At 68.8% G+C, this 13,041-nt stretch carries 14 protein-coding genes; 8 read left to right on the top strand and 6 right to left on the bottom strand.

All coding sequences use genetic code 11. The annotated features are described in order from the left end of the window. Window positions 1-88 precede the first annotated feature (88 nt). From ACFYV1_RS32840 to ACFYV1_RS32825, 4 genes are all read right to left on the bottom strand, one after another. The gene (locus ACFYV1_RS32840; protein WP_389399306.1) at window positions 89-982 is read right to left on the bottom strand and encodes an amino acid ABC transporter permease; all 894 of its coding nucleotides are present in this window, start codon (window positions 980-982) and stop codon (window positions 89-91) included. Next, window positions 979-1,647: an amino acid ABC transporter permease gene (locus ACFYV1_RS32835; protein ID WP_389399305.1), complete on the bottom strand. Its 669-nt coding sequence runs from the start codon at window positions 1,645-1,647 to the stop codon at window positions 979-981. Before ACFYV1_RS32835 ends, ACFYV1_RS32840 begins: the two co-directional genes overlap by 4 nt. A 74-nt stretch (window positions 1,648-1,721) precedes the next feature. Beyond that, window positions 1,722-2,564: a glutamate ABC transporter substrate-binding protein gene (locus ACFYV1_RS32830; protein WP_389399304.1), complete on the bottom strand. Its 843-nt coding sequence runs from the start codon at window positions 2,562-2,564 to the stop codon at window positions 1,722-1,724. A gap of 73 nt (window positions 2,565-2,637) precedes the next feature. Then, window positions 2,638-3,420: an amino acid ABC transporter ATP-binding protein gene (locus ACFYV1_RS32825; protein ID WP_389399303.1), complete on the bottom strand. Its 783-nt coding sequence runs from the start codon at window positions 3,418-3,420 to the stop codon at window positions 2,638-2,640. A gap of 286 nt (window positions 3,421-3,706) precedes the next feature. On the opposite strand from ACFYV1_RS32825, the gene ACFYV1_RS32820 reads away from it, so the two are divergent. Together ACFYV1_RS32820 and ACFYV1_RS32815 are read left to right on the top strand one after the other, a co-directional pair. Continuing rightward, the gene (locus tag ACFYV1_RS32820) at window positions 3,707-4,417 is read left to right on the top strand and encodes a response regulator transcription factor (RefSeq protein WP_389399302.1); all 711 of its coding nucleotides are present in this window, start codon (window positions 3,707-3,709) and stop codon (window positions 4,415-4,417) included. A gap of 12 nt (window positions 4,418-4,429) precedes the next feature. Beyond that, a complete protein-coding gene (locus tag ACFYV1_RS32815) occupies window positions 4,430-5,833 on the top strand; it encodes an ATP-binding protein (protein ID WP_389399301.1) in 1,404 nt (467 codons plus the stop codon). 116 nt (window positions 5,834-5,949) lie between these two features. On the opposite strand, the gene ACFYV1_RS32810 is transcribed toward ACFYV1_RS32815, so the two are convergent. Next, window positions 5,950-6,957, bottom strand: coding sequence for a TAXI family TRAP transporter solute-binding subunit (locus ACFYV1_RS32810; RefSeq protein ID WP_389399300.1), 1,008 nt, complete (start codon window positions 6,955-6,957; stop codon window positions 5,950-5,952). 167 nt (window positions 6,958-7,124) lie between these two features. After that, a complete protein-coding gene (locus tag ACFYV1_RS32805; protein WP_389399299.1) occupies window positions 7,125-7,553 on the bottom strand; it encodes a 4'-phosphopantetheinyl transferase family protein in 429 nt (142 codons plus the stop codon). A 796-nt stretch (window positions 7,554-8,349) separates the two neighbouring features. Between ACFYV1_RS32805 and ACFYV1_RS32800 the strand changes: the two genes are divergently transcribed. The 6 genes from ACFYV1_RS32800 to ACFYV1_RS32775 all read left to right on the top strand — a co-directional run bounded on the left by ACFYV1_RS32800 (window position 8,350) and on the right by ACFYV1_RS32775 (window position 13,024). Next, window positions 8,350-9,111, top strand: a complete 762-nt coding sequence (locus tag ACFYV1_RS32800) for a DNA-binding response regulator (protein ID WP_389399298.1) — start codon at window positions 8,350-8,352, stop codon at window positions 9,109-9,111. Window positions 9,112-9,191: 80 nt separating this feature from the next. Beyond that, complete coding sequence (locus ACFYV1_RS32795; protein WP_389399297.1) at window positions 9,192-9,986, top strand: LuxR family transcriptional regulator; 795 nt, start codon at window positions 9,192-9,194, stop codon at window positions 9,984-9,986. A 202-nt stretch (window positions 9,987-10,188) separates the two neighbouring features. Next, window positions 10,189-11,112: an ACP S-malonyltransferase gene (locus ACFYV1_RS32790; protein WP_389399296.1), complete on the top strand. Its 924-nt coding sequence runs from the start codon at window positions 10,189-10,191 to the stop codon at window positions 11,110-11,112. Between the two features lie 30 nt (window positions 11,113-11,142). Then, window positions 11,143-11,895, top strand: coding sequence for a thioesterase II family protein (locus ACFYV1_RS32785; RefSeq protein WP_389399295.1), 753 nt, complete (start codon window positions 11,143-11,145; stop codon window positions 11,893-11,895). A 23-nt stretch (window positions 11,896-11,918) separates the two neighbouring features. After that, window positions 11,919-12,644: an IclR family transcriptional regulator gene (locus tag ACFYV1_RS32780; RefSeq protein ID WP_389399329.1), complete on the top strand. Its 726-nt coding sequence runs from the start codon at window positions 11,919-11,921 to the stop codon at window positions 12,642-12,644. 125 nt (window positions 12,645-12,769) lie between these two features. Beyond that, window positions 12,770-13,024: an acyl carrier protein gene (locus ACFYV1_RS32775; protein WP_389399294.1), complete on the top strand. Its 255-nt coding sequence runs from the start codon at window positions 12,770-12,772 to the stop codon at window positions 13,022-13,024. The last annotated feature ends 17 nt before the right edge of the window (window positions 13,025-13,041 follow it).

The following is a 13,041-nucleotide window of genomic DNA, read 5'->3' as shown; positions in this document are numbered from 1 at the left end:
AAGCGACACCGGGGACGCGGCGAGGGGCGGTGGCACCTGGCCACCGCCCCTCAGCGGTCGAACATCCGATGAACCGTCAGCCGGCCTGTCAGGTGTCGGTCTTGCTGACTCCGGGCTCACCGACGGGTTCCTCGGCTCCACCGGGCGCGGTGAGCACCGCGCCCGAGCTCTTCTTGGCCCGGCGCAGCCTCTTCTCCAGCCAGGAGGCGAAGCTGGTGAGGATCACATTCACGACGATGTAGATCAGCGCGACGATGATGAAGCTGGGGATGGTGTTCGCGTAGTTCGCGGACAGTGTGCCCTGGGCGCTGAGCAGTTCCGCGAAGGCCAGCAGCGCGCCGCCGAGCGCCGTGTCCTTGACGATGACGACGAGCTGGCTGACCAGGGCAGGGAGCATCGCCGTGACGGACTGCGGGAGCAGCACGTTCGTCATCGTCTGGCCCTTGCGCAGACCGATGGCCTTTGCGGCCTCCGACTGGCCCTTGGGCAGCGACAGGATGCCGGCCCGGACGACCTCGGCGAGGACCGAGGCGTTGTAGAGCACCAGGCCGGTGACCACGGCGTACAGCGGGCGGACGTCGCTGCTGATGTCCGTGTAGCTCGAGTAGAACTCGTTCGCGAAGAACATCAGCATCAGGACCGGGATCGCGCGGAAGAACTCCACAACGGTCCCGGACGGGATGCGGATCCAGCGGTGGTCGGACAGCCGGGCGATGCCGAAGATCGCACCCAGCGGGAGCGCGATGATCATGGCGAGGGCCGCTGCCTTCAGCGTGTTGCCGAGGCCGGGGAGCAGATAGGTCGTCCACGCCGGAGCCTCGGTGAACGGCTTCCACAGGGACCACTCGAGCTGTCCGTGGTCGGACAGGACGCGCACGACCCACCAGATGCCCAGCGCCAGCACGGCGAGGAAGGCAACCGTGTAGACGATGTTGCGACGCTTGGCGCGGGGCCCGGGGGCGTCGTAGAGGACGGACGTCATCGCTTCACCGCCATGCGCTTGCCGACCCAGCCGAGGATGAGTCCGGTGGGGAGGGTGAGGACCACGAAGCCGAAGGCGAAGATCGCCGAGATGAGGACCAACTGGGCCTCGTTCTCGATCATCTCCTTCATCAGCAGAGCCGCCTCCGCGACGCCGATGGCGGCCGCGACCGTGGTGTTCTTGGTGAGGGCGATCAGCACGTTGGTCAACGGGGCGATGACCGAGCGGAACGCCTGAGGAAGCACGATGGTCGTCAGAACCTGCGTGAAGCTCAGACCGAGGGCGCGTGCCGCCTCCGCCTGACCGACCGGCACCGTGTTGATACCGGACCGCACGGCTTCGCAGACGAACGCGGCCGTGTAGGCCGAGAGCCCGAGGACCGCCAGCCGGAACGACAGTGCGTCGAAGTCGTCGGCGACCCCGAGCGTCATGCCGAACACATCGGCGAGACCGATCGAGGAGAAGACGATGATCACGGTCAGCGGGATGTTCCGGACCACGTTCACGTAGAACGTGCCGAACGCGCGCATCAGGGGCACCGGGCTCACCCGCATTCCGGCGAGGACGGTGCCGAGCACCAGGGAGCCGATTCCGGAGAGGACGGTGAGCTTCACCGTCATCCAGAACGCCCCGAGCAAGTCGTAACCTTCAAGAAAGTCGAACACGATCTCCCGCGCTTCCGCGTGTGGGAGGGCCCGGCGCGCCGCCGTCAGCGGCGGCGCGCCTCGTCAGCCCTGCTTCACTTGACGATGTTGCCGACCTTCGGGGCGGGCTCGTTCTTGTAGTTGGCCGGGCCGAAGTTGGCCGTCACGGCCTTGTCCCAGGAGCCGTCCTTGACCATCTTCTCGAGGGCGGCGTTGATCTTGTCGACCATCTCCTTGTCGCCCTTCTTGACGCCGATGCCGTAGTTCTCGTTGCTCAGCTTGAGACCCGCGAGCTTGAACTTGCCCTTGTACTGGTCCTGCGAGGCGTAACCGGCCAGGATCGAGTCGTCCGTGGTCAGCGCGTCGACCCGGCCGCTCTGCAGGGCGCCGAGGCACTGGGAGTACGTGGGGTACTCCTTCAGCTGGGCCTTAGGCGCGAAGTCCTTCTTCACGTTCTGCGCGGAGGTGGAGCCGGTGACCGAGCAGAGCTTCTTGCCGTTGAGGTCGTCACCCTTGGCGACGTTGTCGTCGGCGCGGAGCAGCAGGTCCTGGTGGGCGAGGAGGTACGGGCCGGCGAAGTCGACCTTCTCCTTGCGCGTGTCGGTGATCGAGTACGTGGCGGCGATGAAGTCCACGTCGCCGCGGGCAAGCGCGGTCTCGCGGTCGGCGCTCTTCGTCTCCTTGAACTCGATGTCGCCCTCGGCGTAGCCGAGCTCCTTGGCGACGTACTTGGCGACGTCGACGTCGAAGCCGGTGAACTTGCCGTCCGGGGTCTTGAGTCCGAGGCCCGGCTGGTCGTACTTGATGCCGACCGTGATCTTCTTGCCGCCGCCGTCGCCCGAGCCGCTGTCCTTGCCGCTGTCGGAGCCGCAGGCCGTGGCCGACAGGGCGAGCGCGAGCACGGTGGCAGAAGCGGCGGTGACCTTACGAAGCTTCATGATGATGACTTCCCTAGAGTTTGACGCGAGGTGTTGGACCAGACGCGAAGTGATGGACCGGCTGATCCAGGACTCAGTGGTGAAGGATCTTCGACAGGAAGTCCTTGGCGCGGTCGCTGCGGGGATTGCTGAAGAACTCCTCGGGCGACGCCTCTTCCACGATCTTGCCGTCTGCCATGAACACAACCCTGTTCGCGGCGGAGCGGGCGAAACCCATCTCATGGGTGACGACCACCATTGTCATCCCGTCGCGTGCCAGCTGTTGCATGACCTCGAGGACCTCGTTGATCATCTCGGGGTCGAGCGCCGACGTCGGCTCGTCGAAGAGCATGACCTTCGGGTCCATCGCCAGCGCCCGCGCGATCGCCACGCGCTGCTGCTGGCCACCGGAGAGCTGCGCCGGGTACTTGTCGGCCTGCGCGCCGACACCCACCCGGTCGAGCAGTGCTCGGGCCTTGGTCTCCGCCGCCTTCTTGTCGGCCTTGCGTACCTTGATCTGCCCGAGCGTCACGTTCTCGAGCACGGTCTTGTGCGCGAAGAGGTTGAACGACTGGAAGACCATTCCCACGTCCGCGCGCAGCCGGGCGAGCTCCTTGCCCTCGTGCGGCAGCGGCTTGCCGTCGATCGAGATGGCACCGGAGTCGACCGTCTCCAGACGGTTGATGGTGCGGCACAGGGTGGACTTTCCGGACCCGGAAGGCCCGATGACGACCACGACCTCGCCCCGGGCGATGGTCAGGTCGATGTCCTGGAGCACATGCAGCGCGCCGAAGTGCTTGTTCACGTTGCTCAGCACGACCAGATCGGCCGTGGGCACCGCGTCCTCGGTGTCCTTGGTCACTGACACTCCGCTCATCGGCTTCTTGCTCCATCCTCCTCGGTTGGGGCGACCTTAGTCACCCGCTGCGACCAGCGTCATTACATCTGAGGGGAAATTGAGCATAACGATCCGGCCTCACCCGGACACTATGTGTGAAGGGGATGGTGCACTGCGATACCGGCTGGATAACGGAACCTTCTCGCGCCCGAATGGCTCTTGACTGTGCACGGGTCCATCCGCATTGATGCCCTGGGGTGTGTCATGACCACTCTGCCAACGTCACGCGACCGCACTACGAACACCACACGACCGGAGGGGGGCCATGAGACTGCTGCTCGTCGAGGACGACGACCACGTCGCCGCCGCCTTGTCCGCGGTGCTCGCGAGGCACGGCTTCGAGGTGGTGCACGCCCGTAACGGCGAGGAGGCCCTCCGGGCCGTCCTGCCGGCCACGGCGCCGGCCAAGCCGCCGTTCGGCGTCGTGCTCCTGGACCTCGGCCTGCCCGACCAGGACGGTTATCAGGTGTGCGGCAAGCTCAGGAAACTGACCTCCACGCCCGTGATCATGGTTACGGCCCGTTCCGACGTCCGCTCCCGTATCCACGGCCTCAACCTCGGCGCGGACGACTACGTGGTGAAGCCGTACGACACGGGTGAGCTGCTCGCCCGGATCCACGCCGTCAGCCGCCGCACCACCTCGGGCGAGGACGCCGGTTCCTCCTCATCCGCCGACGACGCCCTGCGGCTCGGACCGGTCGTCATCGAGCTCCCCACCCGCCGGGTCAGCGTGAACGGCGAGGTCGTGCAGCTCACCCGTAAGGAGTTCGACCTGCTGGCCCTGCTCGCCCAGCGCCCCGGGGTGGTCTTCCGCCGTGAGCAGATCATCAGCGAGGTGTGGCGTACCAGCTGGGAGGGGACCGGCCGCACGCTCGAGGTGCATGTGGCGTCGCTGCGCTCCAAGCTCCGGATGCCCGCCCTGATCGAGACCGTGCGGGGCGTCGGCTACCGGCTCGTCACGCCCGCCGGGGCGTAGGGCTCGGCCCCGTTGCGTACCCGACTCCTTCCGCTGCTCATCGTGCTCATGGCCGGTGTGCTGCTGGCGCTCGGCTTTCCGCTCGCCGTGAGTGTCGCCGCCGCGCAGCAGCAGAGCGTCGTCGTCGACCGCATCGACGACACCGTGCGTTTCGCCGCGCTCGCCCAGTTCGTCACCGATCAGGGGGCCGTACCGGACGAGCGGCGCTCCACACTCCGGGAACAGCTCGACCGCTACCACGACACGTACGGGATCAGGGCGGGCGTCTTCTACCGCGACGGCGACGCGATGGCGCGTGCGCCGCGTGACTGGTACCTGCCGGCGGAAGAGGGGCGCGAGGCGTTCCAGGAGGCGCTGACCGGCCGGCGCAGCGAGGATCCGCCGCAGGTGTGGCCGTGGCAGCGCGACGCGCGACTCGTCGTCGCCTCACCGGTCGTCCGCGACGGGGACGTCGTCGCCGTCGTGTTCACCGACTCGCCCACGGACCAGCTGCGCTCACGCGTGCTGCGGGGCTGGCTGCTGATCGCGGGCGGTGAAAGCGCGGCGATGCTCGTCGCGGTGGGTGCCGCCTTCCGTCTCACCGGATGGGTGCTCAGACCCGTACGCATTCTCGACGCCGCCACCCACGACATCGCGACCGGGCGGATGAACTCGCGCGTCGCGGCAGCGAGCGGCCCGCCGGAACTCAGACGGCTGGCCCGCTCCTTCAACGAGATGGCGGACAACGTCGAGGACGTGCTCGAGCAGCAGCGGGCCTTCGTCGCCGACGCCTCCCACCAGCTGCGCAATCCCCTCGCGGCGCTGCTGCTGCGCATCGAGCTGCTCGCGCTGGAGCTCCCGGAGGGGAACGCGGAGGTCGCCTCCGTGCGCACCGAGGGCAAACGCCTCGCCCAGGTCCTCGACGACCTGCTGGACCTGGCGCTGGCCGAGCACGCCTCCGCGGAGCTCCAGCTCACCGACATCGGCGAGCTGGCTGCCGAGCGCGTGGCGGCATGGCGGCCGCTCGCCGAGGAGAGGGGGGTCGTGCTGTCCTCACAGCCCTCGGCGGTCACCGCCTGGGCGGACCCGGTGGCGCTCTCCAGTGCGCTCGACGCGGTGATCGACAACGCGCTGAAGTTCACCCCGGAGGGTGAAGAGGTCACCGTCGACGTCGCGTCGCAGGGTGGCACGTCGACGATCGTCGTGACCGACCTGGGGCCAGGACTCACCGATGAGGAACTGCTCCGGGTCGGTGACCGCTTCTGGCGCAGCGGCCGCCATCAGAACGTGAAGGGTTCGGGCCTGGGCCTGTCGATCTCGCGGGCGCTGCTGACGGCGGGCGGCGGTTCGCTCACGTACGCCCACCACGAGCCGCACGGCCTGCGGGTCACGATCACCGTTCCGCGGACGCGCTCCGAGAAGCCGACGCACTCCTGATGCGTGTGGCGGTCGGGGGGCGGACGCCTGCCGGCCGCGGGACTTCTGTCACGGCCTGGCCGGGTTCACGGCCCGTCCGGGTTGATGGCTTGACCGGGTTGATGGCTTGACCGGGTTCACGGCTTGACCGAGCGGTAATAGCGCCGGGCACCCTCGTGGAGCGGCAGCGGGTCGGTGTAGAGGGCGGTCCGCAGATCCACGAGCTGCGCCGGATGCACGGTGTTGCCGATCCGGTCCCGGCTCCTGATCACCGTGCGGGTGAAGCCCTCCGTCCTCGCGGAACCCATGCGGTCCGTGGTGACGAGCAGATTCGCGACGGCGACCGTCTCGACGCGCTGCCCTCCCTGCGCCTGCGGGTAGGCGTCCGCGGGCATCACGGCGGAGCGGTAGTAGCTGGTGGGATCGCCTGAGGCGTGCAGCTTCGCCACGAGTTCCGGCTCCAGCGGGACCAGCCGGATGGGGAACCGCTCGGACAGCTCCTGCACCGTGTTGGTCGGCAGCCCGCCCGACCAGAAGAAGGCGTCGATCATGCCGTTCTCCAGCTGGTGCGGGGCGACGTCGATGCCGGCCGGTACCCCGGTGATGTCCCGCGCCGGATCGACCCCCGCGGCCTTCATCAGCCGGTCGGCGACCAGGCGGATCCCGGAGCCGCCCTGACCGACTCCCACAGCCTTGCCCCGCAGGTCGCGCACGGAACGGACCGGTGAGTCCCTGGGCACGACGAGCTGGACGTAGTCGTCGTACAGCCGCGCGCAGCCGCGCAGCCGGTCGGCCCCCGGCAGAGCGTCCCGCTTGTACTTCGCGACCGCGTCGGCGGTGGCGATGGTGAAATCGGCGTCGCCCGATGCCAGCCGCTCGAGATTCTGCTGGGAGCCCTCGCTGGTGCGGAGGTCCACCGTCAGGTCGGGCATGTCGCGGGCGAGGGCTTCCTTCAGCAGGACCCCGTACCGCTGGTAGACGCCGCTGTGCGATCCGGTGCTCAGCGTCAGCTTCCCGCTGGGCGAAGACTGTCCGAAAGGCAGCAGCCACCACAGCAGCAGTCCGAAGACCACCAGGGCCGCTGCGGCACCCTGCAGGGCGCGGCGGCGGCCGAGGCGGGAAAGGACGGGAAGTGCCGAGAGCATGGCGCGATCCTGCCAGCTTCCTCCCCTTGCTGACCAGGCAGGCTGACGACGGGGCAGGCTGACGACGGGGCGGGCCCGGTCGTCCCGGTCACCGCCCGGCCCCGCCGCCGGGTGCTGACCGGCGGCAGTCACGAACGGCGAGCGGCCGCGACCGCCTCAGGGGCGACTCAGCCGTGTACCGGGCTTTTGCTCCGGCCCCTGATCAGGGCTACGAGTGGACGCACGGTGACGTCGGCGCCGAAGCCCGCCGGGACTGCCACCGACGCCGACCAGCGGTCCGGCACAGGAACGTCGAGCACGTCCCAGCTGGTCGGGACGGCGAGGGCGTCGGTGGTCACCTCGGCGGGTCCGGGTGCCCAGGCGCGGGTCTCCAGAGCCGTGAGGTCGGTGGCGAGTCCGATGCCGACCGCCTTGAGCACCGCTTCCTTGCGCGTCCAGCAGCGCAGGAAGGCCCTGGTACGACCGAGACCCGCCGGCGCGGCCCGGACGGCCTCGCCCTCACGGCAGGTCAGTACGTTGGCCATGATCTCCTCGACGTGGACGTCCCGTACCGCCTCGGCGTCCACGCCGACCCGGTACGGGGCGACCGCGAGCATGGCAATTCCGAACGAGTGGGAAATGCTGATCTGCCAGTTGGTTTCCGGATGAAGTACAACGGGAGGACCATGTGGTTTCCCACAGCCAGGGCATGGGTTTCGGCCAAATGAAATTTCGGCGGGCGGCAGGCGGAAAAGAGCACCCAATGCGCGCCTGACGGTGGCGCGGCAGGAGATGTACTCGGTCGCGGCATCGGCTGATTTCATTTGATCCGCACGGGCGCGCTCCGAGTCGTCGAGCACGTCGAGGTCGGCTCGGGTGTGGCCGGCCCTCGGCGGGTTCCACCACCACACCTGGGCGGCACCGGTGGATGACGGGGTGGCACCGGCAGGGTGTGGGGGCAGTGCGTAACGTGTGGTCACATCGTGACCCTAGGTGCGAACCTGTCCCGGAAAGTGGGCAGTTGGCAGCAAGGGGTCATGAGGCTCACGGCTTGTGTCCGACACATGGCGGACGGTGAGTAAAGCGGTGGTCAAGTGACTCCCTCCCGAGGTTCAAGTGCAGCTTGCTGTCAGCAGGGGTGGAGCGACCGCCGATTGGCTTGAAATGTCTGGTTTGCATGTTCCGGTGAGCGGGCCCGGGAACCGCACATCTTGTTGACTGGCTCCCAGCCAGCGAACTAATGTTCCTGCTGCATCCGAGATTATTGTGGCTGAAAAATAATGCCCGATTCAACGGATGCATCGGGGGAAATCTCGTGTCGGATCACGGAGTCGCGCGCGGCCGAAATCTGCGGGTCGTCGCGGACGCGGAAGATCCTGAGAGCGCAAGGGGGCGCAAGTGATGGATACGCTCATGCATCCACCAGATACGGACCATGAAGCGCTGCGGCAGGGGCACGCGGTGCATCTGGAAGAGACGTTGCTGCAGGCCCATGCCCTGATCGAGTCCACCGTCTCCCTCTACCGCCGGCAGCCGGCCACCTCCCCGCCGACCGAGCCGACCGGTGCCGCGGTGCTCGACAGTGCCCTCTGCCAGCTCATCAGTGGGGTGCGGCACTCGCTGAGTGTGGCGATGACGGGGCCCGGTGACTTCAGTGACTGTGTGCTGAGGCTGCTGACCCCGGTCGGTCAGGGCGTGGCGGTGCGCGTGCTGTGCACCCCGGAGGCGGCGGAAGCCTCCGTGGCCGAGTTGCGCCGGCTCCCGGAAGCCCGGCTGGAGGTCCGGGTCTCCGAGCGCGAACTGCGCGAAGTCGTCGTGGCCGACGGGGCCGGCGCACTGGTGCGGGCGCCCGGCGAAGGGGACGCGCAGCAGGCCACCGTCGTGAAGGACGCGGCCGCGGTGCGTGCACTGGAACTGCTCTTCGCCGGCACCTGGACCCGGGGCCGCAGGCTCGCCGACCATCTGGGGCTGAGTCCCCGCCTGCGCACCGAACTCACCCGCAAGATCCTTGACCGGCTGCGGGCGGGCCACACCGACGACGTCGCGGCGCGCGACCTCAATGTCTCGCTGCGCACCTACCGCCGCCACGTCGCCGAGATCATGCGGGAACTCGACGCCAACTCACGCTTCCAGGCAGGCGTGCGCGCCGTCGAACTGGGTCTGCTGGCGGCATAGCCCGCCGACGCACGGAGTGCGGAGGCCCTGAGAGCCCGTTTGTGCACGGAATGTCCAAATCGGGGGATGGTGAACGACAAATGTCCCAGGAATCTGGGGACGATCTGGAACACGCTCTGCTGGAGGTCCGGGCTCTTCTCGAGTCCACCGTGGCCATCCATCGCAGTCGCAGTGCCCGAAGACAGCAGATAGCCACGATCGAGGGTGGCTACGGAGCCGTGCTCGACGCGGCGGAGCGACTCATCGCAGGTGCGCGCAGCAGAATCGACGTCGTGCACGCGTGGCTGCCCTCGGCCGACGAGCGATGCGACCGCGACAAGCGGGTGGAGAGCCAACTCATCTGCCGGGCGAAGGAGGAGATCTCGGTGCGGGTGCTCACCAGCCCCGCGCTCCTCGACGAGGCGTACCGGCGCGAATATCGCGCCCACAAGTTGCCGGTGGCGATACGGGTGGCCCGGGTGCCTCCGCTCCGGGCCCTGCTGGTCGACGGCACGACCGGTCTCGTGGTGGCCGAACCGGCGGTCGGCCGCAGAGCCTCGCTGATCAGTGCTCCGGAGGTGCTGCACACGCTGCACATCCTCTTCGAGAGTGTCTGGAGCAACGCGGTCCCCGCCGGGGAGCGCATCGTGCTCGGGGACCAGGACCGCGCCATGCTGGCGCGGCAGATCCTCGGCGCGCTCAGGGCCGGCGTCACCGATGAGGTCGCCGCCCGCGAGCTCACCGTGTCGGTGCGGACCTACCGTCGCTACGTCGCGGAGATCATGGCACTGCTCGGTGCGAATTCGCGATTCCAAGCAGGCGTCAGGGCTGCCGAATTGGGGCTGCTTCCGCCTGTTGTCGCACCCCGCAGGGGCCGCGCCGGTTCGCCGCCCTGAAGGCGCTTGGCAGCTTCCTGAAAGGAACGTTGCCGCCTATCGATCCGCGCAGTTGTATGGCACTCGGAGGCGCGGGAATCCGGCTTGCGGAACCCTCTCGTGGCGACTGTCCAAACCCCCGTGGACATCGCCGGAGTGCAGGGGTGGCGCTGTCCGGACTCCCGTGCCTCTTTTCCGGTTGACACCGCGTGGAAGGCGGGCCATGAATCAATTGCCGATCGGTCTGGTGTTTCCCGGACAGGGAACTCAGAAAATGGGAATGGGCGAGGTCTGGCGGAATACGCCGTCCTGGCACCTCACGGAGAAGATCTCGGAGGTCACCGGGGAGGATCTGCCCGAACTGCTGCTGCGCACGCCCGCAGAACAGCTCCGGCGTACCGATCTCGCCCAGCTCACCGTGTTCACCGTCGCCATGATCGCGAACGCGGAGGCTGTGCGCACCGGGACGCTCGGCGGTCCGGTCGTCGCCTGTGCCGGCCACAGCCTGGGCGAGTACGCCGCGCTGGCCGCCGCCGGCGCCCTCACGGTCGAGGCCGCCGCCTCCCTGGTCGCCGCCCGCGGCCGGGCCATGCGCCGCGCCGCGGAGGACCGCGAGGGCACCATGGCCGTGCTGGTTGCCGCACCGGCGTCCGAGGTGGAGGCGCTGGTGGGCGAAGTGCGCGCCACCGGGCCCGACGTCTGGGTCGCCAACGTCAACGCTCCGGGCCAGACCGTCGTTTCAGGTTCCCTCGAGGGGATCGACCGGGTCGACGCCGCGGCGCCCTCGATCGGCGCGAAACTGATCCGCCTCCAGGTCGGCGGCGCCTTCCACAGCCCCTACATGGCTCCCGCCGCCGACGCGCTGCGCACCGCTTTCAAGAACACCGCGTTCGCCGCCGTGCACCTGCCCGTCGTGGCGAACGTCGATGCCGTGCCGTACACGGGCGACTGCGACTGGGCGGAGCTCGGCACCCGCCAGCTCACCAGCCCGGTGCTGTGGGAGCGAAGCGTGCTGATGCTCACCAGGACGCTCGGCTGCGGCCGACTGGTCGAACTGGGGCCGGGCCGCACGCTGGCCGGACTGATCCGCCGGATCGACCCGGACATCGAGGTCATGTCCGTGGACGACCCCGGCGTCCTTCACTGACGCACCCGCGATCGAGGAGACCGACGCACCATGGCACTTGGCACGGACAGCATCTGGCTGCGCAGATACGTCACGCAGACCCCGCCCCGGATGCGGCTGGTCTGCCTTCCCCACGCGGGCGGTTCCGCCAGCTTCTTCCACAGCTGGGGCCACGCCTTCGGCAGTGAGACCGAGGTCGTGGCGATCCGCTATCCGGGCCGGCAGGAGCGCATCGCCGAGGAGCTCCTCACCGAGATGGAGCCGCTCGCCGACGCGCTCACCGAGGCGCTGCTGCCCGTCTGCGACGTCCCGATCGCCCTCTTCGGACACAGCATGGGCGCCTCGCTCGGCTACGAGGTCGCCCTGCGGCTCCAGCAGCAGCACGGGACGCCCCCCGCCGTGCTCATGGTCTCCTGCCGCAAGGCGCCGCATCTGCTCACGCCCCGCACGGCTCCGATCGGCGACGACGAGGAGTTGGTGGAGGAGGTGAAGCGGCTCGGCGGCACCGACACCGCGCTTCTGGACGACCCCGATCTGCGGGAGCTGATCCTTCCTGCCGTCCGCGCCGACTTCTCGATCGTCTCCGGGTACGCCGCACGGCCGGGCGAACCACTGGACTGCCCCGTCGTCGGCTATGTCGGTGACAGCGACCCGGCCGTGGACGTCGACGGCGTCAGGGGCTGGGAGCGGGTCGCGCCCAAGGGCTTCGACCTCAAGGTGCTGCCCGGCGGCCACTTCTACCTGGTGGACCGACGCGACGAGCTCATCAGGGACATCCGCACACGGCTGGCGACCGAACGGTGAGCATCTCCACAGAGCCGCTGCCGATGAGCGGGGTCGGGGTGCTGGACAAGGCGTCGGTGGTGCTCAGCGTGGTCGAGCGCGAGGCGGTGACACTGCCGGAGCTCGTCGCCCGCAGCGGTCTGGCCCGGCCGACCGCGCACCGGATCGCCGTGGCCCTGTCGCGACTGGGGCTGCTCGCCCGGGACTTCCAGGGCCGGTTCGTGCTCGGCCCGCGGCTCGGTCATCTCTCCGTGGAGGCACAGAGGGACCGGCTGGTCCAGGCGGCCGGCCCGGTGCTGGCCGAACTGCGCGGCCTGACCCGGCTCGAAGCGAGGCTCTTCCGCCGCCGGGGCGCCCTGCAGATCTGCGTCGCCACCGCGCCGTCCGGTCGCAGCGACACCGTGACGGTCGGGACCTCCCGGCCGGCCAAGTCGGGACCGGTCGCCCAGGTGCTGCTCGCCTGGGAGGACCCGGAAGAACTGTACGAAGGCCTGCGCGGCGCCCGGTTCGGTGCCGCCCAGCTGGCCCAGGTGCGGCGCCGCGGCTGGGCGTACGGCCCCGACTCGATGGCACCCGGCAGCGCGGCGTGCGCGGTGCCCGTACGGACGAAGGAACAACGGGTGGTCGGCGCCCTGGCGTTGTCGGGGCCCCCGGCGCGGGTGCCCGGGGCGCCGGACCGCACGCTCAGCGGTGTGCTGATCGACGCCGCCGCATCACTGAGTGACGCACTTCGCCGTGCACAGGGCGAATGGGTGCCCTCCGGAACATGAACAGAGGAACCTCGGTGGCAGCTTGTTGCAGCCGCCGTTGTCGCCGGTGGAGCGCGGCGACAGTATTCATTCGCGAGTAATTCTGCGGCGGCTCGAAGAGCGGCACATCAAAAAAGAGGTGAAGCGTGTCCACTGCAACCCGCGACGAGCGAATCGTCACCATCAAGGAAATCGTCTGCGACATTCTCGAGATCGAGGAGGACGAGGTCACGGAGGACAGCCGTTTCAAGGAGGACCACAACGCGGACTCCCTTCGTGCGATTGAAATCCTCGCCGCGCTCGAAAAGGAGTTCGGTGTCGTCATCAACCAGTCCGAACTGCCGCGCATGGTGAACCTCAAGGGCGTTTACGAGGTCGTCTCGGAGCCGGCCGGCTGGTAGTCGGCCCCGGCCGCAGT

The sequence above is a fragment of the Streptomyces sp. NPDC003023 genome (genome assembly GCF_042888225.1).
GTDB lineage: Bacteria > Actinomycetota > Actinomycetes > Streptomycetales > Streptomycetaceae > Streptomyces.
The sequence above is the reverse complement of the archived record's forward strand: the minus strand, read 5'-3'. Positions and strand labels throughout refer to the sequence as shown.